This window comes from Rhodococcus sp. 05-2256-B1 (genome assembly GCF_002258465.1).
Classification (GTDB): Bacteria; Actinomycetota; Actinomycetes; order Mycobacteriales; family Mycobacteriaceae; genus Rhodococcoides; species Rhodococcoides fascians.
Genome location: NZ_NOZA01000038.1, coordinates 143256 through 169487 on the forward strand (window position 1 = coordinate 143256; position 26232 = coordinate 169487).

The following is a 26232-nucleotide window of genomic DNA, read 5'->3' on the forward strand; positions in this document are numbered from 1 at the left end:
AGAATACGCGACCCAGCGTTGGACCAGCGCCGCTGTCCCTAGCCCTGCGCCGTTGCCGAAGCGTGGGCTTGGGCGCGTGTACCGAGGCGTGGCCCACGGTAGTGCCGATAGCCCTAGCCTCCAGCATGTCACCTATCGGGGTCGCCGTGGCATGAGCGTTGACGTGGCCGACATGCTGAGTGCTCAAACCCGCTGCGACGATGGCCATTCCATCGCCCGCCGGATTCCTGCCCCTCTGGATCGTAGGCCACGATACGAAGCACGTCCGAGGTAATGAACGCGCCCAGCAGCCGGCTGTGAATATGCGCACCGCTAGCAGTGGCGTGCTGTTTAGTTGCGCATTGCTCCGTCAATTGCTCTATCGACTCCGTAAACACCGAGTTCGAGCATGCGATCAAGGATATCCAGCAGCGCCTCGATGCGCCGTGGGTCGCGAGTCTGTGCCAACCCACGGATCACAAGCTCCGAGATGTAATGAGCATCCCCGGCAGCGCCGGTCGCGATGTCAGCGACGTCTTCGCCGTGGATATTCAGAAATTGATGTGCAGCGCGGTCGACGAGGTCATCGACCTTGTCCGGCGCTTCCTGCAGCGTGATGAGCAACTGCGGGGTTGCGTGTACGTAACTTGGTGAGGCGATCAAGTCAGACAGGAATTCGGCGTATGGGCGCAGATCGTTACCACGCAGATGACCGGCGAGACTGCCAACGCTGTTACGGACGTCATCGTCCTCGTCATGCATCAGGTGGCGCAGGGTGGACAACACGAGTTCTGAATCGGCGGATTGATCAATCCTTGCCGCACAGACCTCAGCCAGGCCGCCCCGAACTTCCACATCGCCGGCCAGAGCTTGCTCCATCAGGGCTGCACGCCCCCATTGCATCGCGGCGAATGCCGCCATACGTCCCGCTGCCCTTCGGACCTCGGTATCTGTTGAGCTGAGCATGCGATCGATGAGTGGATCGATCAATTCTGGATTGGCATTTCCGATGTACATCATCAGATCGTCCATTTTGTCTGAGGCAAGCAGCAGATCGTCAGCGTCAATGAGGCGTTCGAAGGCTGTGTAGGCCGCTGGCCGTGCGTGCCGTAGGCAGGCAGCGATGGTGTGGGCAACGCATGCGCGAACACTCAGTACCGAATCGTTCGCCAGTTGCGTGAGGTGCGGAGCCACGAGTTTCGTGCGCGTGCCGTCAGGGTCGTGGACCAGGAGGTCGCCGAGCGACTCGGCCAGGCTTCCTCGTGACGTGTTGTAACCGTTCTGGAACAAGTCACGCCCGGGTTGATGGTCGTCTTGGCGTACGAAGACGGGCGAGTTGTTGACGGGGTCAGGAGCGTGCAGCGCCCGATCGAGGACCATCTCAACGATGTCAAGGGGTGTCTCGTCGTAGACGTGGCGGACCGCCCAACCAAGCCAACGGTCGCAGTCGTTGAAACCGAGGCTCATGACATGTCGAATCGCGTCGAACACGGCATGACGTGCCTCCCCTGGAATAGAGGCTTCTCCGAAGCCCCACAGGATCGCGCTGGGGTAGGCCTTATTCGTCTCGGGCGTCAACTGCATGGCCAATTCAGCGAACCGAAGCGGATCTTCAGCCGTTCGTGCCTTCAGCTGCTGCGACAACTCGCGAGCACCGCCTACCTCGCTGCCGAGCTCACGGTCGTCGTTGTCGTGCTTCGCCATGGCCTGCAGCCACTGTGCATTGCTCATCTTGCCTGTGGCTGGACCACCGATCGGAGAACCGACCGTGTAAGTGATGATGCCGGTCGGTGGCTCGGGCAAATCGCGGCCGAACTTGCGCTGGTACTCCTGCAGCCGTCGAAGCCCAAACGGTGTTAACCGTCCGGGGTCGAGCGCTGTGAGGAATTCGAAGGCGGTGTCTCCGAACCACTGGAGCCTGTGGTGGAGGTCGGAAGATTGGTATGTCGCGGGAAGGTCGCGGAAGTACTCCTCAAGTTGCAAGTGGACCTCATCGCTGATGTGCGGCGCGATGGCCTCGACTACCTCGCGCGAAAGCCAGTGGACATTGGATAGGTAGCCCGCTTGCAGGCGGTTGCCCCCTTGGAGAATCAGGTCGGCTGACCACTGGGCAAAGGTCACGGCCCCGGCAATGAGGGCGCGATACAACAACGACTGCGCCGCGTCGTATTCGCTAGTAGCCAGGCGCTGCAGCATCGATTTGACGGTATGCGGCGACCTTTGCGCCCACACTCCGAGGGCGTTGGCCGAGCCGTTGTACAACGCGTCATCGACTTTGCGATACCCCCGCTCCGTTGGGAATCTCAAGCAGAAGTGCCGGTCACGAAGAAGATCCTGCTCGTGGCGGTCGTAGGATGTCGCCTTCATGACCTCCAACAGGTGTGGCACGAACGCCTCGGCAAATGCTTGCGGCTCTGCTTTACACGCTGCCTCGATCATCTGAGTGACGCCGTATTGACGAATGCCAAGAAGGGCTACTTTGCCGTCGCCGCCGAGCGTCAGAGCTGAAGGACTGTCCACGAAGCAGGCCTTGAGCATCTCGATTGCCCAGAGTGGCTTGTGTTCCACAAGCTCATGTGCCGAGAACCAGACGTTCTGAGCGGCTGGATTGATTCCGCCGGCACGGACTGCGTCTAGCAACAATTCGAACAGTTGCCGGTGATGGTGCAGGTCGGTGCGCTGAGTCACCGAAAGGAGCCACGCCACGTAGTCGGGTGACTGGTTGCGTTCCTTCAGAAGCTCAGTCACCTCGTCGCCATGCTCGGTGCCGGCGTTGCCCAACCAATGGACACCTCTGGCGCATAGTGCTGCGTCGTCGCTGTCGAGCCACTTTTCGATGTGACCCTGGGCGTAGAAGGGGCCGAACCAAGTAGGCCGCGCGAGCTGAAGCAACAGCCGTTTCGTGAGCGTCGATTTGCTGCCAGCAAGGCGCAGCACAAGATCAACATCCTCAGGTGTCGGAGAGCTGACGTTCGCGAAGACGGCCGCGACCGTCTCCTTGATGTGGAAGCGAACATGCGCGCTGAGCAGGACCGCTTCGACCTCAGTCCGGAACCGATCGGGATCTCGCTCACGGAGAAGCTCGAGGACCTGCCGCACTTGCGCGCGTCGGAACAGTTCTTGCTCCTGGGCGCACAGGAAATCGACCATCGACTGCTGCCGTGACAGCCATTGGCGGGCGAATGTGAAATCGAAGAACGTCTCGTGAAAGAACGAAACCCGGCCATCTTCGATCGCGATGACCTGTTCGGAGGCGAGGACTCGGGCGTGTTTGATGAAGTCGCCAGGATCGAGGATTTCGACGGGGACGGACAACGCCTGGTTGTCGCTTGCGGTGTTGGCGATCCGAGCCAGCACGTCGTTATACAACGTTCCGGGCCTTCGCTGCTCAGAAGCCTGTTCTTTGCGCTGCCAGAATGCTTCGAAGAGCGATCCTCTGGAGGTGAAGTTCAGGGCAGCTGGCTGGTCGGCGATCGTCTCAAGCAGGACGAGGTTGAGCGGCGACCTGAGGAGTGCACGTTGTGTCGCAGTGAGTAAGTCGGGATCGAGACCCATGACTGAGACAGCGTCCGCCGCCGCTTCGTCTGACAGCGGCTCGACGGTCAGGCGCTCGACTTCGCTCCGCGCGACGAGTTTGCGGATGCGGTGGTCGTTCTCCACGTCGAACAGTCGGCACGCCAAGATGACGCGCACCCCGTCAATAGTCGTTGCTTCTTGAATGAGATCGGCAATGACGTCGAAGCGCTCCGACAGGCGCCCTGACGCTAGCGATACGGCGTCGAGTTGGTCGATGATCAGGAAGGCGTCACGCCCGTCTGCTGCTTGCCGCAGCGCCGCGACCGGCGAGGTCGAGAGGCCAAGATGACTGCCCAGTTCCACTGTCGAACCGAAGGCACCACGGCGGTCGAGCCGGAACGCCAATACCTCGGCGTCCTGCGTCTCGAACTCCCGGGCAGCCTGGTAAAGCACACAACTCTTCCCACCACCGCCCGCCCCAACTACAAGTGCGACGCGGGTCGTAGACATCAGGTCGACGAGATTGCGAGCTTCGTGCCTCTCGATCGGCGGTGAAAGCAGTTCACGCTCGATCGTGCCCCGCCAGCTCCGGGTTGCTGCCAACACCTGCTCATGGGATGTTTGCCGTGCGATGGAATCGCGAGGTGTGATGCCGTCGCGAGCAAGCGCGTCGAGCAGTCCGCGACGGGTCATTCGCGTACGCAGATTGTTGAGCAATACGGCACCAATAGCAACCGCCGTTAAATTGCCCGTCGCACCTTCCAAGCTCATTTCGGCGAGCGTGGCGTTGGTTTTGATCAGCTGCTCTTCGACTTCGATCTCGATCCACAGCCCCCGCAGGGTTTGCCAAGCCCTGTCAACGCTTCCGAAGACATTCGCCGCGGTCAGCTCATCGAAGGTCGGTCTCATCTCGCGCGTGAGTTGATGCGCGACGAACTGCTTAGCGTCAGCCGATTGCCGCGACAGGCCTGCCATGACGCGAAGTGCCCCGCTCGGCGTCATCGAGCTGAAGTGGAACTCACGCCCATCGGCAACATGACGAGCAGCCGCCGCCAAAACTCCCCGACCCCTAAGGGCTGCGACGGTCCAGTGATCGGTGATGTTGTTCTGGCGCTTCACCTGGGTCACCGAGATATCGCCGTGCTCGTTGACGTAGGTGAACTCCGAGCCGTCAGCCAAATTCGGGTCGATCTCTTCCAGCGTGAGACTGCGGCGCTCGTCTTGGATGCAGAACAAAGCATGACGGATGGCCCAGGCCAACTCGTACTTATTACCTAGCTTGTCCGCGACGCCACCAGTCGAGCCCGCCATTCGAGGCGTTGCCGGATTCCGTGGCGCGGGCAAGTCCCTAGCCCCGTGCCATGTCCACGAATCGGGACAGGTGCAGCTGGTGTGCCACAGTGATTGTCGCGGTCGGACCGTTACGGTGCTTGCCGAGGATCAAGTCGGCCTCGCCGCCGCGGGGGTCGTCTCGCTCGATGGCGTCGGGGCGGTGCAGCAGAATCACCATGTCGGCGTCCTGCTCGAGTGAGCCGGACTCACGGAGGTCCGAGACCATCGGCTTTTTGTCGGTTCGCTGCTCGGGACCACGGTTGAGCTGGCAGACCGCGACCACCGGGCATTCGAGTTCCTTGGCCAACAGCTTGAGCTGACGGGAGAAGTCCGAGACCTCCTGCTGACGGGATTCGACCTTCTTGCCGGACGACATCAGCTGAAGGTAGTCCACCACAATGAGTTTGAGGCCGTTGCGCTGCTTGAGGCGTCGCGCCTTGGCTCGAATTTCCATCATCGTCAGGTTGGGCGAATCGTCGACGAAAAGCGGTGCTTCGCTGATCTCGCTCATGCGACGGGCCAGCTTGGTCCAGTCGTCGTCGGTCATCTTTCCGGAACGCATGTCACCGAGCTTGATCTTCGCTTCCGCGGACAGCAGACGCATGACGATCTCGGTGCGACTCATCTCCAGAGAGAAGATGACACTGGGCATACCGTGCTTGATGGAGCACGAACGCATGAAATCCATCGACAGCGTGGAGTTGTGGGTCGGGATCATCGATTCGCTGGCGAGATACAGATGATCCGCGTTGTCGACCTCCACGCAACGAACAGGAACGGAATCGACTCGACGAACGTCGACGATGAACCGCGAACCCGACCGCACAGTCGATCCAGCGGCACGACGCTCCTTGTGCAGGATCTGTTTCCGGTGCAGACCGAAGACGACATCGTCCGTCGCGAACGTCAGAGTAAAAGCAGTGGACGACGCTTCGCTCCGGCCTCGGACACTCTTGGTCGACATCTGCACGCGATAGCCCAAACTGACGATCAGCTCGCGCACCCCGAGAACGAGCCGCTCGCTGGTCACCGAGAACTGAACCGAGCCGCCCCCGGTGACAGTGCCGTCCGTATCGAGCAGACCCGCAAGGAGCGCACGTCGCTGAGCTTCGGAACCGCGGAGGTAGTCGGTAGGTACGTGCTTGTTGCCCAGCACACCGATTGTCCGTAAACGCGCCTGCACGGTCCCGACCGAGTTGCGGCATGCCTGGCAGCGGCGCAGACCGGTCGTTACCTTGCCGCAGTCGACGCACGCCGGGGCAGCGACAGGAGCGGACATGAAACGTGCCTTGCCACCGCAGGATTGACCGCAGGTACGGACATTGAGCGGAAACGGCATGAATTGCTTGCCGCAGACGACACAATCCTTTGCCTCGACAACCTCGGTAGGAAGTTTGATCGAGTATCGGAGTGCGGCTTTCTCCGACGCCACCACGTGCAGGCCTTCGCCTTCGATCCTGGCGATGATTTCCGGGTCCGCGCTGGTGATCTGCGCGCAGGCCGACGTTCCATCTCCCAGCCATGCGCCGAGGGTGTACGGCGGCACCAGAAGCTCACGCTCGGGCAGCTGAACGGCCTCGGTATTGGTGACCGAGTGATTGATGCGGGCGTCCTTCGTCTCGCAGCGCACCGTGTTCGCAATTTCTTCGGTGGTACGCACAGAAGCGAAGGTCTTCTGATTGCGAGTCCGGTTGTAGTCGACCGCCGCCGCCTGCGCCGACTTACGCGACGCCCTGGTCTCCGTCAACCACTGATGCTCTGCATCCGCAACGATGACTGTGCCGTCGGAGAATTCGACTTCGTAGCACGGTCGATCGAGCATGACGTCCGTGGCCGCCACGACACGCGTCGGCATGCCATGGGCGTCGATGAGGTGGTCACCCACGGCCACCTCGCCCATCGTGGTCCAGCCATCCGGCGTGGGAAGCGGCGTGTCGAGTGACAGCGCCTTACCCACGCCAGGCCTTGCCGCAACGATGATCATCTGACCGGGGTGAAGACCGTTGGTGATTTCGTCGAGTTCGGCGAATCCCGTCGGCACGCCGAGGGAGATGCCGCCGCGGCTGGCGATGGAGTCGATTTCGTCCATCGTGGGCTGCAGCAGCTCTTCGAGGGGGAGGAAGTCCTCGGAGGTACGTCGCTCGGTGACCTCGTACACCTCTGCCTGTGCGCGGTCGACGACCTCGGCGACGTCCTGACCGTCGGCTCCGGCGTAACCGAACTGCACGATGCGGGTACCGGCTTGCACGAGCCGCCGGAGAATGGACTTCTCCGCCACGATCTCGGCGTAGTACCCGGCGTTGGCGGCGGTGGGCGTCGTCTGAGTCAGCGTGATCAGGTACGGCGGGCCGCCGATGCGCTTGAGCTCGCCGCGGCGATCCAGCTCGGCCGAGACGGTCACCGGGTCGGCAGGCTCACCGCGGCTGTAGAGGTCGAGAATGGCGTCGTAGACGTTCTGGTGAGCCGGCCGGTAGAAGTCGCCCGGACGGAGCACCTCGAGCACGTCGGCGATGGCATCCTTGCTCAGCAGCATGCCGCCCAACACGGACTGTTCGGCGGCCATGTCCTGTGGCGGCTGTCGCCCGAAGTCTTCGCCCGGACCTTCGCTGGAGGAGGAGCCGGAGTAGTCGGACTGTCCTCGATCGTCCACAACTGCCACGCGAACCGGCCGTCCTCTCCCCATAGTCCGAGCACGGCCGGATAACACCCGGACGTGCGGTCAAGCAAGTTCTACCCCCGGGCACCGACAGGTCCTGTTCGGTACCGGATCCGCGCTGCCCCGGCACCGTTCGACGGCATCGAGAGAGACGCTGGAGGGACGTTAAGCGGTATCGCCAGGAGTCACAACACAGGCTGTGGATGGATCTGTGGATGAAATGTGGACGAGGTTGAACAACGGTGTTGACCGTCTGGGGATAACCTGGGTATAACTTTTGGACATTGCACCATTCCCGCACGTCAAGGCGTGTACATAAAGTTTTTTGCCTGTGCATCGTTCTGGGGGCGGCGTGTCGGCCGAATTGACAACTCGGGCGTGTTGAGTAAATGCCGAGTGAACTCCGTGGTGAAGTACGTCACACCGGCTGGAAATTGGCACCGAAAAAGTCTTAAAGCTGGTTTTCGGGCCGAAGGGCCCGATCCCCGTCGGGAATCGGGCCCTCGTACTTCGCTCGAACATCCGTCAGAGATCGGCCTTCTGCGGGCACAGCGCCGGGTCGAGAACCGTGATCTCCTTCGTACCGATCTGCAGCACCCGGGCCGACGGGATGTCGAAGAAGAGACCGGTGATCCGCAGACGACCCTCCGCGTTCGCGCGTCCCACCACCCGGTGACGGGTCAACGTCTGCAGCTGCACCGCGACATTGACCATCGCGAGCTGGTCGGCCTCGCCGAAGCCCAGCTCCGCCGCTTGGCGGCCCACCGCGTGCCCACTGCGGAACGCGTCCAGGCTGGCTCTCCCGTGCCCGAGCCATTCGGCCACCGACGGGTCGGCGGCGTTCTCCGCCCCGCCGAGAATCGCCTTCATGGCACCGCAACCGGAATGGCCACACACGACGACCGACGACGTACCCACTTCGTCGACGCCGAAGGCAAGGGCTGCCTCCACCGAACAATCCTGACCTTGGGTGGGGATCATGTTGCCGACGTTGCGCACGGTGAACAGATCACCGGGGCCGCTGCTGGTGATCGTGTTCGGCATGACGCGTGAGTCGACGCAGCAGAGGAACAGCGTGTCCGGGTCCTGAGACTCGGTCAGACCTTCCAGGTGCGGACGAATGTTGGGGGCATGAGTGCGGTGGTACTCAGCCACTCCGCTCAACACCGGACGCAGAGCGGCAGGCGAATCCTCCTGCGTGTCGTCGCTCTTGAGCTGCCACGCCCGCCACGGTGCCAACGAGCTGCGGACCGTCGCAGATCCGCGCCGCGGCGGCCCTTCGGTGGCCGCAGCCATCGACGCCGTGCCCACCTCCTCGACGCGCACGGAACCACCGGTCGCCTCGTGTTGGCGGACCCACTCGTTCAACGCGTCGTGCACAGCATGGTCGAGGAAGTCGACTCCGAGATGGACGGTGACAGACGTGCCTGCGGGCACCGTGGCCAACACACGAGTCAGTCGCGGCAGCGCGAGGAAGCTCAGCGAGCCCTCCATAGTCACCCGCCAGGTTCCGTCGACCGTTTCCTCGGCCCGAATCTTCGCCAGCACCACGCGTCGCAGAACCAGGATGATCGAGAGCGCCAGGCCGATCAGCACTCCCTCGAGCAGGTTGAGCGCCACGACACCCAGCACCGTGACTGCATAGACAGCGATGTCACCGGTCTTGTTGGCGATCTTGATGTCGGCCAGTTTGATGAGCTGCACACCGATCATCACGAGCAAACCGGCGAGCGCCGCGAACGGCACGAGCTCGACGATCGAGATGAACAGCACCGAGAAGATCAGGATCCACACGCCGTGCAGAATCGCCGACGCACGAGACTTGGCACCGACCTTGACGTTGGTCGCGCTACGCACGATGACGCCGGTGATCGGCAGGCCACCGATGGCACCGGACGCCATGTTGCCCGCACCCTGCGCCATCAATTCGCGGTCGAAGTTGGTGCGCTCACCGCTGTGCATCTTGTCGACGGCCACAGCGGACAGCAGGCTCTCGACGCTGGCGATCAGCGCGATGGTGATGACACCGGTGGCGAATGCACCCCACTGACCGTCGGGCATGATCGGGAAGCTCAGAGACTCGATGAGGTTGCCCGGCAACTCGATTCGCTCGACGTCGAGCGAGAAGAAGATCGAGACCGCGGTTGCAGTGACCACTGCAACCAGTGCCGCAGGCACTTTGGAAACCTTGGCCATCACACTGGACACGCCGGCCAGTCGCGGCCACGAGAACATCAGCACGACGACGATGCCGCCGACGACGATGGACGGCCATTGGCCGTCGGCCACGGAACGCGGAATGGCGAGGAGGTTCTGCACCGCGGAGCTTTCGGACTCTCCACCGAGCAGCACGTGAATCTGTTGCAGCGCAATGGTTATACCGATGCCGGCGAGCATCGCGTGAACGACCACCGGCGAAATGGCAAGTGCACTACGAGCAATGCGGCTCATACCCAGCAGAACCTGGACGAGGCCGGCCAACACCGTGATGGCACATGTTGTGGCCCAACCGAATTGGTTGACCAACTCGGCGACCACCACAGTCAGACCCGCAGCCGGACCACTGACCTGCAACGGCGATCCGCCGAGAATACCGGCGAGAATGCCGCCGACCACAGCGGCGATGAGGCCGGCCATGATGGGAGCGCCGGAGGCGACAGCGATACCGATCGAAAGTGGCACTGCCACAAGGAAAACGACCAGCGAGGCCGGTAGGTCGTACTTGATTATCGACCCGACCCGAGACGGCGGCTCGGATCGGGTCTTCGGACTGGGTTCTGAATCGTGCTCTGCTGTCGTTGTCACGGCAGTTCCTCCGGGCGTCTAGGCGTCAGGTCGGTCGATCGTGTTCCGGCTTGGAATGTCGCCCCCAAGTAAAGGGTACGCAAACCTCGGCCGAAGGTGGCACCGAGAGAGATCCTTCACAATTTGGAAACCGTTGTGACAGTTGAATTTTGTGAGATGGCACGAAAAAACCCCACGAACCGAAGTTCGTGGGGTTTCTCGCAGCCGTTTCGGGCCGAAAGCTGAAAATCAGCTTCCGACGACCTCCAGCTTGAACTTGGCGGTCACGTCGGGATGCAGGTTCACGACGATGTCGTGCTTGCCCGTGCTCTTGACGTGAGCCTTCGGCAGATCGATGCTGCGCTTGTCGACGACCGGTCCACCGGCAGCCTTGAGTGCAGAAGCGACGTCCGACGCGGTGACCGAGCCGAACAGCTTGCCCGAGTCGCCGGCAGTCTTGACAGACAGCGTGACGGACTCGAGGCCCTCGATGGCCTGCTTGAGCTCGTTGGCGTGCTCGAGGCCGCGAACGGCCCGAGCTTCCTGAGCGCGGCGAATGCCGTCGACCTGCTTCTGAGCTCCACGGGTGGCCTGGATGGCCAATCCGCGGGGCAGCAGGAAGTTACGGCCGTAGCCGTCCTTGACCTCTACGGTGTCGCCAGGCGCACCGAGGTTGTCCACATCAGCGGTGAGGATCAGTTTCATACCAATCGCCCCTTTCTATCGAGCCGTCGCGGCGTAAGGCAGCAGTGCTACCTCACGCGAGTTCTTCACGGCAACGGCCACGTCACGCTGATGCTGGACGCAGTTGCCGGTGACACGGCGAGCACGGATCTTTCCGCGATCGCTGACGTACTTACGCAGCAACGTCGTGTCCTTGTAATCGATCGCCGTGTTCTTTTCCTTGCAGAAGGAACACGCCTTCTTCTTGAGCACCTTGTCGCGCAATGGCGGTTTGGGCATGGGTCTTTCTCCGTTACATCTGGTTGTTCTCGATCGAAGGATCTAGAACGGTGGCTCTTCGTCTCCGCCACGTCCGCCGAAGGAGCCCGACGCCGCCGGGGCACTGCCCCAGGGATCGTCTCCACCGGAACCGGAGTTGGACGAGGAGTTCGAGCGGCCGCCGCCCGATCCGCCGGAGGAACCCGAGCCGGAGTTGAAGCCGCCTCCGCCGCCACCTCCACCGCGATTGGCCTTGTTGACCTTTGCGGTGGCGTAGCGAAGTGAAGGTCCGATCTCGTCGACTTCGAGCTCGACGACTGTCCGCTTCTCACCCTCGCGCGTCTCGTACGAACGCTGCCGCAGCCGTCCGCTCACGATCACTCGTGAGCCTCGGGTCAGACTCTCGGCAACGTTCTCCGCTGCCTCGCGCCAGATGTTGCAGCGCATGAAGAGCGCGTCGCCGTCTTTCCATTCGTTCGTCTGACGATCGAATGTGCGCGGGGTGGATGCAACCGTGAAGTTGGCAACTGCCGCACCGGCGGGGGTGAATCGAAGTTCTGGATCAGCCGTCAAGTTTCCGATGACGGTGATGACGGTCTCGCCTGCCATGGTTCCTCTTTCAGTAGTAAGCGTTGTGAGTGCCAGCCTAGGGCCGGACACCGACAATTACTTGCCCTGTCGCAGGACCTTCGTACGCAACACGGACTCGTTGAGTCCGAGCTGACGATCCAGCTCGCTGACGGTGGCAGGCTCTGCGTTGAGGTTCACAACGGCGTAGATGCCCTCGGCATGCTTGAGGATCTCGTAAGCCAGACGACGCTTGCCCCATACATCGACCTTGTCGACGGTGCCGCCATCCTTGCGAACGACGTTGAGGAACGTATCGAGCGACGGAGCGACAGTGCGCTCGTCCAGATTGGGGTCGAGAATGACCATCAATTCGTAATGACGCATAAGACCTCATCACCTCCTGTGGACTAGTGAAAACGGCCACGGACTATCCGTGGCAGGAGGGTCGTTGCGTCAGCAACCCCTCGAAGATACACGACAGGGCCCTGACCTGCTAATTCCCTCTGGGCGCACAGTCGGGCATTCGCTCGTCATACTCTTGCACCATGCGATCCGGGGTCCGCGCCAGTCCGACGACGGTTGTCGTGGTCGTCGCGATGGCAGCAATCGGGTTGATTCTGGGATATCTGAACAAGGCCCGCTGCGCCGTCGCACCGTTCGACGAGTCCGGACGCAGCACGGTGTTCGACGTCATCAAGGACTCGTCCGTCTGCTACTCCGACATCCAGTTCCTGTGGCTCGGTCGCGATATCGACAATCACATATTTCCCTACATCCACGGGGCAATCACGAGCGATGGAATCCTCACCGGAGGGACGGTCGAGTATCCGGTTCTGAGCGGTCTGCTGATGTGGCTCGGCGCGATCCCGGCCCACACCGACGCGCAGTTCCTGTTGACCTCGGCACTGATCCTTGCACCGTTCGGGCTTCTCACCGCCTGGATGCTCGGGCGGATGGCCGGCTGGCCGGCGCTGCTGTGGTCCATCTCCCCACCCCTGGTGATGTACGCCTTCCACAACTGGGAACTACCGGTCGTCGCCTCTGCGGTAGGTGCGATCTTCGTCATGACATTGCCGATTGCATTGCGGCGCAAGGCAATTGTGGCTTCGGTACTGCTGGCGATCGGATTCTGCCTCAAGATCTATCCGGGCGCGTTCGTGCTCCCGCTCATTGCCTATGTCGTCACCGGCGGAACGAACGGTCGAGAAAAACCGGAGACCGTCCGTGGCCGCTACGACATACGCGGCGGCCTGCAGGTCGCGGGAGCCGCGATCGCCACCGTCGTCGCAGTCAACCTGCCGTTCGCCGTCATCGGTTACGAGGGCTGGCGCGCGTCCTTCACCTTCCAGTCGCTGCGCCAGGCGGATCTGACGACAAACTCCATCTGGTACTGGGGGCTGCGCCATCTCTATGTCAACGACCGCATGACGCCCGACGCGTACAACGACGCCGAAGCGTCGTTCCAGAAAGTCGTCGACGTGGCGTCGCCGCTCCTGGTGTTCGTCGCGTTCGCGCTCGCGCTGTGGCTCGGCTTCCGGCGCGCGAACGTGATCGGCACGTATCCCTGGGTTGCAGTGAGCGGGTCGATGCTGTGCGGCTTCATGCTGCTGCACAAGGTGCACTCACCCCAGTACACGCTGTGGCTGCTTCCCTTCCTCGTGTTGCTTCGGATCCCCTGGGGAATCGTCGCCGCGTACTTGATGGTCGATCTGTCGATGGGGATCGGCGTGTTCAAGTACTTCGCTGCGCTGGCCTCCGGCGTCGACGCCAACGACGAGGAATTCTTCGTCCTCGTCGGAGTCTGGGGGCGAGCGCTGCTGCTGGTGGTGCTGTTCGTGATGTTCGCCCGCGCTCGCCTGCGGTTTGCCCAACCGGGCGAAACCGACTCGGAGTCGGTAACGTCGCCTCGTTCGTCGACGACATCTGTGACGGCATCACCGAGGCACTAGAGCGTCGGTAGAACAGGGCGCTGGGGAAAAAGGGCGCAGAGCGGGGCGGGAACATGGCACAGGTGTCGCAATCTCAGGGAAGTACCGAGGACGGCACTGCCGCGGTACGTCGGATCGGTTTGATCGAGGACCACGAATCCGTCGCGCTCGGCCTCAAGGCCATGCTGGCGGACGAACCCGATCTCGATCTCGTGATCATGGCCTCCACCGTGGACGATTTGCTCGCCCACCGAGAGCAGCTCGACCTGGTGGTACTCGATCTGCGCCTCGGCGACGGATCGTCTCCGCGCTCGAACGTGGAACAGTTGCACGCCGCGGGATCACGAGTGCTGGTGTACACCGGTGCCGAGAACGCATTCCTGGTCCGGTCCGCTGCACGCGCGGGAGTGCTCGGCGTGGTGCGCAAGTCCGCGCCCGCATCGGCCATCGTGTCCGCGATCCGGCGAGCCGCGAGCGGCGGGCAGGTGGTCACCACGGACTGGGCCGCGGCGATCGACGGCGATCCGCAGCTGCCCGACGTCGGCCTGAGCCCACGTCAACGCGAGGTGCTCGCCCTCTACGCGTCGGGCGAGAAGGCAGGACGCGTCGCCCGCCTGGCCGGACTGTCGGAACAGACCGTGAACGACTACCTCGTGCGCATCCGCAACAAATACGCCGAGGCGGGGCGTCCGGCACCGACCAAAACCGATCTGTACAAACGCGCGGTCGAAGACGGGTGGCTCCCGATGCCCGAGCTCCCCTCGCAGGACTGATGACCGGTTGGAACGCGATTTATGACGCATCCTCAGAGTTGACGGTTCAAATGCCCATAGAAATCAGGGCAGCGAGTCTGTGATCGACCTGTGAGAATGAGTTGGCTCAGGTTTAGACCGTCTCAACCTGCCTCGGCCCTCGGGAGAACTGATGTCCGCACTGCTCGATCCCATGCCCTCGGAACACAGCAACTCCATCTCTGCCGCACCGCTCGCTCGCGGACTGATCAGCCTGGTGCCGCCCGCTGAGCAGCTGGACACGTTCCCCATGCGGCCCGGCCTGACCGACCGTGAAATCGAGGTACTGCTGTGCTGGATTCGCCTCGACTCCAAGACCGAGGTCGCCAAGGCACTGTTCCTGTCGCTGGGAACCGTCAACACCCACTTGACGCGCATCCGCGCGAAATACACCTCTGTCGGACGGTCCGCCCCGACCAAGGCCGCCCTGGTGGCTAGGGCCCTGCAGGACGGACTCGTCGACATCTCGGAGCTGTAAGTCTTCGAGCTGTTGCGGTTCGAGAGCGTAGGTCAGACGTGGACTTCGGTGTCCACGCCTTCGCTCTCGAGACGCTTGTTGCGTCGGATGCTGCTGATCAGTGCGGCACCGATGAAGAGGATTCCGACGAAGCCGGTGATCAGTTCGTTGATGTGAACGCCGATCGACACGAGCAGGATGAGGGCCAAGGCACCGATTGCCCAGTGCGCGCCGTGCTCGAGGTAGACGTAGTCCGACAACGTTCCCTTGCGAACGAGGAACACCGTGATCGAGCGAACGAACATGGCACCGATGAAGCCGAGGCCGAGCGCGATGATGATCGGGTCCGCGGTGATGGCGAAGGCTCCGATGACCCCGTCGAACGAGAACGACGCGTCGAGGACCTCGAGGTAGAGGAACAGGAAGAAGCCGGCCTTGCCGGTCGCCTTCGCCAGTTCGCTCGGGCCGCCGGAGGACTCTTCGCCCTCTTCCTCGATGTGGAACAGTTCGCCGAGACCGTTGACGGCAATGTAGGTGATCATGCCGAGCACGCCGGAGACCATGACGGTGGAAATCTTGTCGTCGTCGGCGAGGAATTCGGCGCTGAGCACGAGCAGCAGGCCCGCGACGACAACGGACAGCTGATCGAGGCGACCGATCCGGGCGAGAGGCTTCTCCAGCCAGCTCAGCCAGGTGATCTCGCGATCCTCGAAGATGAAGCCGAGGAAGAGCATCAGCAGGAACATGCCGCCGAAGGCTGCGATCTGCGGATGTGCGTCGGTGAGGAGCGTTTCGTAGCTCGGCGAACCGTCCGGGAAGGTCGCGGCACCGTCGGCGGGCGGGTTGAGCGCCAGGTCGATGGCGGCGACCGGACCGAGGCCCGACGCGGCCCAGACGATGACCAGCGGGAACAGCAACCGCATGCCGAACACGGCGATGACGATGCCGATGGTGAGGAAGATCTTCTGCCAGAACTCACTCATCCGTCGCAACACGGTGGCGTTGATGACGGCGTTGTCGAAGGACAGGGACACTTCGAGCACACCGAGGATGAGGACGAGAATCATCGCCTCGAGTCCGCCGTACAAGAAGGCCACGATGACGGACACGATGGTGACCGCAATCGACCAGCCGAAGATTCTCATAACCACGTCAGTGGCCTTTCTGGCTAGGAGCAGAGCCCGCAGGCGCGACCAAGTTGGGGGACGAAACGGAAAAACCCCCGCCCATCATGAATGACGAGGCGGGGGTATCCCCAATCTTGGGAGTGCCTTTACTAGACGTTTACTCCGAAGTCCCGGGCGATGCCTGCGAGCCCGGACGCGTAGCCCTGGCCGACCGCGCGGAACTTCCACTCCGCGCCGTTGCGGTACAGCTCGCCGAAGACCATCGCGGTCTCGGTCGAGGCATCCTCGCTGAGGTCGTAGCGAGCAAGCTCGGAGTTGTCGGCCTGGTTGATGACGCGGATGAACGCGTTGCGCACCTGACCGAACGACTGCGAGCGAGCGTCCGCATCGTAGATCGACACGGGGAACGTGATGGTCTCGATCTCCGGCGGCACAGCGGCGAGATCGACCTTGATCTGCTCGTCGTCTCCGTCGCCTTCACCGGTCGTGTTGTCCCCGGTGTGCTCGATGGAGCCGTCGGGAGACTTCAAGTTGTTGAAGAACACGAAGTGCCCGTCGCTCAGGGCCTTCTTCGTCGAGTTCAATGCGATGGCGCTGGCATCGAGGTCGAAGTCGGTGCCCGTCGTCGTGCGGATGTCCCAACCGAGGCCGACCACGACCGCGGTCAGGTTCGGTGCTGCCTTGGTGAGCGAGACATTGCCACCCTTGCTGAGGCTGACGCCCATTGAGAGGTCCTTTCGCAATTGGTTTCCCGTTACGGGTACAACCGTAGTGGGAATGTCCGGTTTCTGGACGTACTCGACCAACGAGCGCGGTGATGCGGAGGTTCCCGTCGGTAGTATCGAACAGGTGACAAGTCGCTGGCCTGGGGTGTTTCGCCGAGGTTCCGAATCGGACGCCGCCGCGCGTCGTTCCCAGGACGCCGCTGTCGCCGCCTTTCTCGACATGGACAAGCGACAGTCCATCGCATCCGCCGGCGTCGAGGCATCCACCGCGCTGCGCCCGGAGGACGGACTCGCCCGTCGATGGTTCGATACCGAGAAGCTGTGTTTCGACGCGGGAGCGGCGTATCTCGCTGCCGTCGAACAGTTCGACGGAATCACCACTGCCGCCGCCAGGTCGGCATTCGACAACGCGACGCGACTGCTCCACGACGCCAGTGTCGCCGTCGACCGTTTCTACGAGGCTCATCGCAGCACTCTCGAGCACGCCTCGGCACAGTTCGCGGCCACCCCGCGCCTGGTGCAGGACGCACTGGCCGAGGCGGACGCTGCGCGGTCCACCGTCGACGAGCAGTACGCCACCTATCCATCACTACGGCAGGCCTGGAACGAACTGGACGCCGCCACAACACAATTGAACGATGTTCGACGGGATCCGCTGCGTGCGCGAGAGCAGGCTGCCGTCGTCCGGGACAGATCCACTGCGTTGCGCGAGGCGGTTCGCTCGGCCCCCGGACGCCAGCAGGAGGCCCGGACCGCACTGGTCTCGGTGCGGACCCGAATCGAAGCCGTACTAACGAGATCCGAGGGGATCGCGCCGGCCTTCTCGAGTTTGCTTCGCGAATTCAATGCCAAGAGCTCGGCGGATCTATCGCACAACGAACGATCGAGCACACGCCACATCGAACAGGCCGACGAGGATCTGCGAGCGGCCCGTTCGGCGCTCGACACGGGCAACCCCGAGCAGGCCTTGGATCTCGTCGCCCAGGCCCGGTCGCACCTGACCGATGCCGAGCACCTGGTCGATGCCGTCACCGATCGTGTTCGCCTGCTGCGCGCAGTCAAAGCCGATCCGAGCGAGACCGAGAGCAAGGTCCGGTTCAAACTTCGTGACGCTCAACAACTCGCGATCAATCGGGGTCTGGTTGCCGAATGGGGCTCGGTGCTGGATGCTCAGCTCGCCCGGATCGACAGGGCGAGCAACGCACTGACGGGTACCCATCCCGACTACTGGTCATATCTGCAGGATCTGGCTACCATTTCGGACTTCATCGCAGGCGTGATCGAACGCATGCGCAGCTAGCACCGACCGCATTCACACGAAGGATCATGGTGCAACACTTTCGCCATCTCGACGCCGACACCCGCGAACGCATGTTCTTCCTGCAACCGGAGGACATCGCGGTCAGCGACGGAAACAACGTCGTAGCAACAGCACTCGGTGCGACGCTGTACATTCCCGCGACCCGTGCGGACCTGACCGCGACGGTGCACAAGCGCACCGACGAGGGCGTTCGATCGATCGTGATCGATCTCGAAGATGCAGTCGCAGATCATGATCTGCAGTACGCGGTGGAGAACACCATCCGAACTCTGAACGAACTCTCGGGTTCGAATGCACTGGTGTTCGTCCGAGCCCGCACGGCCCAACAGATTCGGACGGTCTGCGCCGGTCTGGCTCCTGGGGCCGCTGGACTTGCCGGTTTCGTCGTACCGAAGTTCACCTCGGCAACCGGAGCCGAGTACCTCGACGAGATTCTCGCCGCATCCACCGCGCACGACACCCGCTTGTTGGCGATGCCGGTTCTCGAGTCGGCCGAGGTGGTCCACCGCGAAACACGCGACACCGAACTCGTTGCCATCCGGGAACTACTGGGAAAATACCGAGACATCGTGCTGGCCGTCCGCATCGGAGCCACCGACATGTGCGGCACCTTCGGCATTCGCCGCGACCGTGACCTGACGATCTACGACGTCCGCGTCGTAGCCGACGTGATCAGCGCGATCGTCAATCATCTGGGCCGCAACGACGGATCGGGATTCGTCATCACCGGGCCGGTGTGGGAGTACTTCGCAGACCACGAACGCATGTTCCGGCCATTGCTGCGCCAGACGCCGTTCGCCGACCAGGAGGCCGTGCGCTTCCGGCAGCAACTGGTCAGCAGCGACTTGGACGCACTGCTGCGCGAGGTCGCCCTCGACCGCGCCAACGGTATCCAGGGCAAGACGGTCATCCATCCATCCCACGTTCCTGCCGTGCACGCATTGTCCGCAGTGACGCACGAGGAATACCACGACGCCCTCGACATTCTGGCCTCCGATCAGGGCGGCGCGCAGGCCTCCGGCTACCGAAACAAGATGAACGAGCTGGGACCACATCGCAATTGGGCGAAACAGACGATGGTCCGCGCCCGGGCATTCGGGGTCACCAACGAAGGGATCACGTTCGTGGACCTACTGACGGCGTTGGCTCAGCGATGACCGACAACCCGGCCGACGGCATCGTCCTGACCGACACCGGCTCCTCGTCGTCGTGGACGGCACGACAACTGGTGCGTCCCGGCCTACGCCGTAATCCCCGACGGGCACATCTGTTGGTGTCCACTGTGCTCGGCAAACACATACCCGTGGATCCGGACGTCGTCATCGGTGCCGGCGATGAATTGGCCGGCCTGGTCGCCGCGGCGGTCGACGGCTCCGACGTCGATGTTCTCGGATTCGCGGAGACGGCAACGGGATTGGGTCACACGGTGGCAACCGCCCTCGATGCGCGTTGCTATGTGCACTCGACCCGCCGCACGGTACCGGGCATGACGGTGCACGGAGAGTTCGAGGAAGGGCACTCGCACGCCACCGACCATCTGCTGATGCCGACCTCGGCGGACCTGCTCGGCGGCGAACTACCCCTCGTTCTCGTCGACGACGAGATCTCGACCGGAGCCACCGCGCTCGATGCGCTCCGCCAGATCCATTCCACGGCTGCGCGTTCCCACTACGTCATCGCATCCCTGGTGGACATGCGCAGCGCCGAGCATCTCGACGCGACCGCAGCAACGGCCGCCGAACTGGGCGTCGTGATCGACAACGTCAGCCTCGCTCAGGGATCGGTCGAGCTGACACCCGGGCTCGTGGAGACGGTTCTGAACCTTCCCGATCCGACGTTCAATCCGATTGCTGCACAACCCGGTTCGGTACGCCGCATCGACGCGCACTGGCCCGCAGCTCTACCCGACGGCGGCCGCCACGGCTTCCTCAGGTCTGATGCAGCCGGGTTCGACGACGCGATCGAAGCAGTCGCGGCCACCGTCGACGCGTCGCTCCCCGACTCGGGTGCCGTCGTGGTCGTCGGGCACGAGGAGCTGATGTACCTGCCGTTACGCCTGGCGGCAGCGCTGCAACGACGCGGACACAGCGCCCTGTTCCAGACGACCACCCGCTCGCCCGCCTACGTACTCGACGTGGCGGGCTACCCACTGCGCCGGGGCTTCGAATTCGCAGCGCCCGAGGACGAATCCTCTCTGCGCTACCTCTACAACGCCGACGCGCCGGCCGGCTCGACCCTGGTGTTCGTCGCCGATACCCCCGCGGATACCGACGCACTCACCGCCGCGGCGGAGACACTCGCAGCGGCGGGCACCGACGTGCTGGTCGTGGTCGTGACCGGTGCCGATCCGCAGGCGCTCGAGATCGCCAGACGCGCCCGTCCGCTGCGTGGGCCCGAGTTCGGCTCGTACGCGCCGGACGAGGTGACCTGGCTACTCAAAGACCTGTCAGGGATCTCGCTGGAAGCGGCAACGGCAGAGCGCGAGAAGGCGATTCAGGCCGGCACGGCGCACTATGCCGAATCGCTGCCGGTCGAATTCCAACCCGATCTCGCGTATCGCGAACTGTTCGAGAAGGTACTGCACGAGAGTGCGGCGCGGCTCGCGGTCGCCGTCGGAACCGTCACCGAGGTGGTGCTCGCCGAGCGCGGACACGACATCGTGCTCGCATCACTGGCGCGGGCCGGTACTCCGGTGGGAATTCTGATGCGGCGCTGGGCTTTCGCCGCCCACGGCATCGAGATACCGCATTACGCCGTCTCGATCGTGCGTGATCGGGGTATCGACAGCGTCGCTCTGCGCTACCTCGCCGAGCACCACGATTCACGCTCGGTGGTGTTCGTGGACGGCTGGACCGGCAAAGGTGCCATTGCACGCGAACTCACAGCGGCACTAAGCGACTTCCCTGGGGCGGACTTCGACGACGATCTGGCCGTGCTCGCCGATCCCGGACACTGCGCTCGCACCTACGGGACCCGAGACGACTTCCTCATCGCCTCGGCCTGCCTGAATTCGACCGTCTCGGGCCTCGTTTCGCGAACAGTGCTCAACGACAGCCTGATTCGTCCCGGAGACTACCACGGCGCGAAGTACTATGCGGATCTCGCACCCGACGACGTGTCGCGGCATCTACTCGACGCGGTGACGGCTCGATTCGACGACGTGCGTGACGAGGTCGCGGAGACGGTGTCGTCGGTGCTCGCGTCCGACAGGACTCCCACCTGGTCGGGATGGGCATCGGTGGAGAAGGTCCGCCAGGAGTACGGCATCTCGCACGTCAACTTCGTCAAGCCCGGTGTCGGCGAGACCACGCGGGTGCTGCTACGCCGAGTACCGTGGCGCGTGTTGGTGCGCGACGCGAATGCTCCGGAGCACCAACATATTCGGATGCTCGCCGAAGCCAGGGGAGTACCGGTCGACGTGGTACCCGACCTCGCCTACTCGTGCATGGGTCTGATCAAGAACGTCTCCACCGAGGATGCCTCGTGAGCGCCCTCGTCGCCGTCGACCTCGATCGCACTATGATCTTCTCCGAAGGCGCGCTCGGTGTGCCCCTAAACGAGACGTTCGAGTGCGTGGAGGTGTACGAGGGCAAACCGTTGTCGTACATGAGCACTCGGTCGATGTCGCTGCTCCGCGGGTTGAGCGAGAGCGTCCCCGTGGTTCCGACGACGACGCGGACCATCGAACAGTTCCAGCGCATCGACTTGCCGGGTGCCCCGTGGCGGTACGCCATCACCAGCAACGGTGGCAACATTCTCGTCGACGGTGAGCCGGATACGGCCTGGCGCAAGGGCTTCGATCTGGACCTGGCCGGCATCGGCGCAGAGTTGAGATCGAGGGTCTCCGAAGACTGGGTGCTCAAATACCGCGAGGCCGACGGCCTGTTCTGCTACCTCGTCGTCGACGTCACCGCCGTCCCGCCGGACTTCGTCTCGGACTGGTCGCAGTGGTGCGCGGCACGCGACTGGAACGTCTCCCAGCAGGGTCGCAAGATCTACACGATGCCCAACGCGGTGTGCAAGAGCTCCGCCGTGGCCGAGGTCCGTGCCAGGCTGGTTCAGGACGGTTCCCTGGATGCCGAGGCCGGCGTGTTCGCTGCCGGTGACGGCGCACTCGACGCCGAGATGCTCATGGCCGCCGACGAGGCAGTTAGGCCGCGTCACGGCGAGCTCGAACTGCTGGGGTTCACCCGCCCCGGGTTGACCGTCACCGATTCCTCCGGCGTACGGGCCAGCGAGGAAATTCTCGAGTGGCTGCGGAACCGAACCACTGCGCACCGCGTCTAACAGTTCGTCGGGGGGACAGGCGCGTGGCAAGGGGTGGGCATGGCGAATCCGTACGAGGAACTCGAAGCGACGATCGACGGGATAGTCACCAACATATTCGTGACCCCGGTGGGGCCCGAGCTCGTCGGCACCATGCTCGGGGAGGCGTTCGAGAAAGCGAACGGGGCATTCGACTACCGCGGTGACTACGAACCCAACGAAGTGACGATCACCGAACCGTTCGAGGTGATGTCACACGAGGACATCGCGGGCATGGTCGGGTCGTTGGCCATCGGTCCCATTGCGACTTCGTCGAAGAACTGGAACGACCTCTCGGCCGCCGCCGGCTCCGGATCCGACGGCTTCCGAACGGGAATCGAGGCGGCCATGGCGTCGGGCTGGTCCGGGCCGATGTCCGACGCCGTGCGCGGCGGCGTAGGCGATTACGTCTCGTCGGCGTCCGCGCTGGCCACGTCGATGAGCCTGATCGGGAACAAGCTGCTCGAAGCACACGCGGGATTCGAGCAGACCAAGTCGAGAATGCCGCCGGTGGTCGCGTCCGAGGCCAGCACCCTGATCGGTTCCCTGCTCCCCGTTCCGTTCGCTACCAAAACGGCGGCGGCAGTGCAGGAGGAGCAGCAGAACGAAGCGCGCCGGATCATGCGATCGGTGTACGTACCGGGCGTGGTGCTGTCCGACACCAACGTTCCGGTGCTGCCGACGGCGCACAATCCCGTCGACGGCGGAGGCGGTGGTTCCACCGGCGGCTGGGCAGGCGGTTTCCCGGCAGGCAGTTTCCCGGCCGCCAGTGGGAGCGGCGGTGCGACGTCCGGTGGGGGCGCAGGCTCGGCAGGAGCCGTCGATCCCGCAGCGCAGTCGGCTGCGCAGCAGACCGATGCCGGCACCGCGACGCCTGGACCATCGGGCCCCGGGCAACCGGGTTCGAGTCCATCCGGACCGCTGCCGCCTGCAGATCGGTCCGGGGAAACCCGGGCCGCCGCAGCCGGTGGCCCCGGAAATGCTCCCGGGGGACTCGGAAGCAACGTGGGAGGCGGCGGTTCCTCGGGGACAGGCTCCCCGGGTGCCGGCTACGGCGGCTCGGGCTACGGCGGCTCCAACTACGGCGGCTCGGGCTACAACGGATCCGGTGGCGGTGTGGGTTCCGGTGCAGGTTTCGGCGGCTCTGTTCTCGGGTCTCCGATCGGTTCCGGCGGTTCCAGCGGCGGCCCGGGCGGCGCGAGTGCGGCGGCGGCCGGTCGAGCAGGGGCTCACGGTATGCCCGGAGCGGGCGGTATGGGCGCGGCAGGAGGTCGTGGCACCGGCGACAACGACGGAGAACACACCACCCCCGGCTACTTGATCGACGTCGGCAACGGCAGCGAACTGATCGGCGACCTGCCACTCGTCGCACCCCCTGTGCTCGGCGGCTGACGGTGACGCAGTGGACCGTGCGCGGCATGGATTTCGCGATGCTCTGCAGTCGATTCGGACGGGATCGGCTGCCCTACCCTCTCGCCGTCACCGTCGACGTCGATACCGAGGGTCAGCTCCGACAGCTGCGGCGCGAAGCGTCGGCGAGGATCGACGCGCTGGTGGACGAGCGGCTCGAGGCAGCCATCGGAGTGGTGATCGACCCCGCTGTGCGCATCGAATGCCGAAGCGATACACACGCTCTCGGGCAGAGCCCGGTGCGCGTTCATGCAGCGGTGACCCACGATCTCGCGGTCGTCCTCACCCAACGACCCGGGCCGGACTGTTCGGTCACGATCGACACGGTGACCCCGGCATCTGCCCCCGTACGGATCGCCGAGTCCGTGCCGACCGTGCAGGCCGGACGCCGTGCGGCCGCGACCCTCGAACATCCCTGCACTGCAACCACATCGAGCGGAGCAATCCTGTCCACGGCCACTCGAAACGCGACTGCGGACGAGAAATTCGAGGCGTTTTTCGCCCGACCGCGATCGGCAGTCGGCGAGGTGATCGTCGCGCGCGGCGCCACCTACGACCACCGCCGCGATACCGATGCCGTCTCGTTCTTCTGGATGGACTTCGACGGGGACGGCCGCTACCTCGTTCGTTCCCACGCGTCGATCGACGTCGTGCCCGCCGATTCCACCCGATTCGTCGCCGAAATCGGGCGACAGTTGGAGTCGGCCTTACGCCGATGACACAGCCCACCCCTTGACACCGTATCGATTTTCGATAGGTTATCGATATTCGTTGTTATCGACTATCGATATGGAGGCGGGCGGGATGGCATACGGACTGGGTTCCATGAGGACCAACAAGTGGGCGATGGTGTTCTACGGAGCACTGGCCGTGGGCTGGACCGGCTGGAAGATGTGGAAATACCACTCCTCGGACTACGTCCTTGCCACGGTCGAACCCGAGTGGAACACCCCGCCGGTGGAGTTGTTCGGAGGCCAGTTGCAACCGGGGAACTCGGTCGAGCTGAGCGTCCCGAAAGCCGAAATCGTAAGACTGCTGGGCTTCATCGACGTGATGCGCTACGGATCCCTCGCCGTCGGACTGGTGATCATCCTGGTGGGCCTGCTGTTCTTCTACCGCTTCTGCGATCGCGTCATCGCCGGGAATCCCTTCACCAACGCCGCACGCACCGACGTCGTAGTGATCGGCGCGTGCATTCTCGCCTACCCCATCATCACTGGGTTCATGAACATGCTGGGCACCAACAGCGTCGTCGGTGCGCTCGAGCTGAGCGGGACCGTGGACACCGCTCGACCGGCCACCGGTCTCTGGATCGCAATCTTCGTGTCCACATTCCTGCAATTCGTCTACGCCACCATCGCCCAGGGCACCAAGCTCGCTCGCGATGCCGATGGTCTGGTCTGATGGCCGAGGAGTTCGTCGACCATCTCGTCGTGTGTCATCTCGGCGAGATCCTCGAAGCCCGCGGCATGACGCTCGCCGAGCTGTCGCGTCTGGCGGGGGTCAGCGTCGTGAATCTGTCGGTACTCAAGAACGACCGCGCCAAGGCCATCCGATTCTCCACCTTGACCGCCGTGTGCCGGGTGCTCGGCTGCACCCCTGGCGACCTGTTCACCCTCCGCCAGATCTGACCGACAAGCCTTCGCGGTCACATCAGTCGGACAAATCGACCAAGTACATTGGATGACGGTAACCAGCACTTCGAGAGAGAGTCCACCACATTGTCTGCTCCGGCCGGTCAACCGTTGTCCAAGGGTCAGAACGGCCCCCTCACCGTCGGCGACGTCGTCGTGTCCATCGCCCTGGCAGTGCCGGCCGATCTGTCTGCACTTCTGGTCACCGACGCCGGAAAGGTGCGCACGGACGCCGATTTCGTGTTCTTCAATCAGCCGACCGGTCCCGGTGTTCGCCTCGAACCAGGGCAGGGCGGGCCGGCGCGGCTCGCCGTCTCGCTCGGCGCAGTTCCGTCCGACATCGAGCAGATCCGTGCGGTCATCACCCTCGACGACGCATCGAGCAACTTCGGCCGATCGGCACCCCCGGTCGCGCGAGTCAGTGACACAGCGGGAAATGTGTTGTACGAGTACACGATCGAAGGTCTCAGCTCCGAATCCATCGTCATCGCGCTGGAGATCTACCGCCGCCAGGGGAGCTGGAAAGTGCGCGCCGTGGGGCAGGGATACGCGGGCGGTTTCGCTGCGTTGGTGACCGATCACGGTGTCTCCGTGGACGACGCGCCGGCTCCGGCACCCACCCCGCCCCCTGCACCCCCCCCCCCCCGCGCCCGCACCCCCCCCCCCCCCGCCCAACGCGCCCCGCCCCGCCCCGCCCCCCCCCCCCCCCCGCCCCCCGCCGCGCCGCCCGGCCGCCTCGCCCCCCCCCCGCCCGC

General features: G+C 63.7%; 21 protein-coding genes and 1 pseudogene. 12 read left to right on the forward strand and 10 right to left on the reverse strand.

Features of this window, described 5'->3' with window-relative positions:
- Nucleotides 1–58: 58 nt before the first annotated feature.
- The 8 genes and pseudogenes from CH285_RS28750 to rpsF form a co-directional block, all read right to left on the reverse strand.
- Nucleotides 59–335 (reverse strand): annotated as a pseudogene (locus tag CH285_RS28750) (beta-ketoacyl-ACP synthase); the annotation flags it as partial.
- Nucleotides 331–4755 carry a hypothetical protein gene (locus CH285_RS25085; RefSeq protein WP_217900679.1) on the reverse strand — a complete coding sequence of 1475 codons (4425 nt, stop codon included), beginning with the start codon at nt 4753–4755 and terminating at the stop codon, nt 331–333. The pseudogene CH285_RS28750 and the gene CH285_RS25085, both read right to left, overlap by 5 nt.
- An 88-nt stretch (nt 4756–4843) precedes the next feature.
- Nucleotides 4844–7486, reverse strand: a complete 2643-nt coding sequence (gene dnaB, locus CH285_RS25090) for a replicative DNA helicase (RefSeq protein WP_094644115.1) — start codon at nt 7484–7486, stop codon at nt 4844–4846.
- 522 nt (nt 7487–8008) lie between these two features.
- Nucleotides 8009–10288 carry a SulP family inorganic anion transporter gene (locus CH285_RS25095; protein ID WP_032399387.1) on the reverse strand — a complete coding sequence of 760 codons (2280 nt, stop codon included), beginning with the start codon at nt 10286–10288 and terminating at the stop codon, nt 8009–8011.
- Between the two features lie 228 nt (nt 10289–10516).
- Entirely contained in the window at nt 10517–10972 is a 456-nt protein-coding gene (rplI, locus tag CH285_RS25100; protein ID WP_027495081.1) for a 50S ribosomal protein L9, read from the reverse strand.
- 15 nt (nt 10973–10987) lie between these two features.
- Nucleotides 10988–11230, reverse strand: a complete 243-nt coding sequence (gene rpsR, locus CH285_RS25105; protein WP_027495080.1) for a 30S ribosomal protein S18 — start codon at nt 11228–11230, stop codon at nt 10988–10990.
- Nucleotides 11231–11272: 42 nt separating this feature from the next.
- On the reverse strand, nt 11273–11818 hold the full coding sequence (locus tag CH285_RS25110; protein ID WP_027495079.1) for a single-stranded DNA-binding protein: 546 nt from the start codon (nt 11816–11818) through the stop codon (nt 11273–11275).
- A 57-nt stretch (nt 11819–11875) separates the two neighbouring features.
- Nucleotides 11876–12163, reverse strand: coding sequence for a 30S ribosomal protein S6 (gene rpsF / locus CH285_RS25115; protein WP_008711385.1), 288 nt, complete (start codon nt 12161–12163; stop codon nt 11876–11878).
- A 161-nt stretch (nt 12164–12324) separates the two neighbouring features.
- Between rpsF and CH285_RS25120 the strand changes: the two genes are divergently transcribed.
- The 3 genes from CH285_RS25120 to CH285_RS25130 all read left to right on the forward strand — a co-directional run bounded on the left by CH285_RS25120 (nt 12325) and on the right by CH285_RS25130 (nt 14976).
- On the forward strand, nt 12325–13728 hold the full coding sequence (locus CH285_RS25120) for a glycosyltransferase family 87 protein (RefSeq protein ID WP_027495078.1): 1404 nt from the start codon (nt 12325–12327) through the stop codon (nt 13726–13728).
- A 53-nt stretch (nt 13729–13781) separates the two neighbouring features.
- Nucleotides 13782–14480 (forward strand): response regulator transcription factor, encoded by a 699-nt coding sequence (locus CH285_RS25125; RefSeq protein ID WP_094644116.1) that lies wholly within the window; start codon nt 13782–13784, stop codon nt 14478–14480.
- A 151-nt stretch (nt 14481–14631) separates the two neighbouring features.
- The gene (locus CH285_RS25130; RefSeq protein WP_094644117.1) at nt 14632–14976 is read left to right on the forward strand and encodes a response regulator transcription factor; all 345 of its coding nucleotides are present in this window, start codon (nt 14632–14634) and stop codon (nt 14974–14976) included.
- Between the two features lie 32 nt (nt 14977–15008).
- Here the strand turns inward: CH285_RS25130 and CH285_RS25135 are convergent, their stop codons facing one another.
- Together CH285_RS25135 and CH285_RS25140 are read right to left on the reverse strand one after the other, a co-directional pair.
- Complete coding sequence (locus tag CH285_RS25135) at nt 15009–16106, reverse strand: DUF475 domain-containing protein (protein ID WP_032373439.1); 1098 nt, start codon at nt 16104–16106, stop codon at nt 15009–15011.
- A 125-nt stretch (nt 16107–16231) separates the two neighbouring features.
- Nucleotides 16232–16807: a TerD family protein gene (locus CH285_RS25140; RefSeq protein WP_027495074.1), complete on the reverse strand. Its 576-nt coding sequence runs from the start codon at nt 16805–16807 to the stop codon at nt 16232–16234.
- 220 nt (nt 16808–17027) lie between these two features.
- Here CH285_RS25140 and CH285_RS25145 point away from each other — a divergent pair, with 220 nt between their 5' ends.
- The 9 genes from CH285_RS25145 to CH285_RS25185 form a co-directional block, all read left to right on the forward strand.
- Nucleotides 17028–18107 carry a hypothetical protein gene (locus CH285_RS25145; RefSeq protein WP_094644132.1) on the forward strand — a complete coding sequence of 360 codons (1080 nt, stop codon included), beginning with the start codon at nt 17028–17030 and terminating at the stop codon, nt 18105–18107.
- Nucleotides 18108–18136: 29 nt separating this feature from the next.
- Nucleotides 18137–19285 (forward strand): HpcH/HpaI aldolase/citrate lyase family protein, encoded by a 1149-nt coding sequence (locus CH285_RS25150; RefSeq protein ID WP_032407975.1) that lies wholly within the window; start codon nt 18137–18139, stop codon nt 19283–19285.
- Nucleotides 19282–21615 (forward strand): phosphoribosyltransferase, encoded by a 2334-nt coding sequence (locus tag CH285_RS25155; RefSeq protein ID WP_094644118.1) that lies wholly within the window; start codon nt 19282–19284, stop codon nt 21613–21615. The genes CH285_RS25150 and CH285_RS25155 overlap by 4 nt, the downstream gene beginning before the upstream one ends.
- The gene (locus CH285_RS25160) at nt 21612–22415 is read left to right on the forward strand and encodes an HAD family hydrolase (protein ID WP_176458583.1); all 804 of its coding nucleotides are present in this window, start codon (nt 21612–21614) and stop codon (nt 22413–22415) included. Before CH285_RS25155 ends, CH285_RS25160 begins: the two co-directional genes overlap by 4 nt.
- Before the next feature lie 39 nt (nt 22416–22454).
- On the forward strand, nt 22455–23825 hold the full coding sequence (locus CH285_RS25165) for a PPE domain-containing protein (protein WP_094644119.1): 1371 nt from the start codon (nt 22455–22457) through the stop codon (nt 23823–23825).
- 2 nt (nt 23826–23827) lie between these two features.
- Complete coding sequence (locus tag CH285_RS25170) at nt 23828–24562, forward strand: ESX secretion-associated protein EspG (protein WP_094644120.1); 735 nt, start codon at nt 23828–23830, stop codon at nt 24560–24562.
- Nucleotides 24563–24668: 106 nt separating this feature from the next.
- A complete protein-coding gene (locus CH285_RS25175) occupies nt 24669–25247 on the forward strand; it encodes a hypothetical protein (RefSeq protein ID WP_237606142.1) in 579 nt (192 codons plus the stop codon).
- Nucleotides 25247–25474, forward strand: coding sequence for a helix-turn-helix domain-containing protein (locus tag CH285_RS25180; RefSeq protein ID WP_027495068.1), 228 nt, complete (start codon nt 25247–25249; stop codon nt 25472–25474). Before CH285_RS25175 ends, CH285_RS25180 begins: the two co-directional genes overlap by 1 nt.
- Nucleotides 25475–25588: 114 nt before the next feature.
- A partial coding sequence (locus CH285_RS25185) for a TerD family protein (protein WP_256984247.1) occupies nt 25589–26232 on the forward strand: 644 nt, incomplete at its 3' end.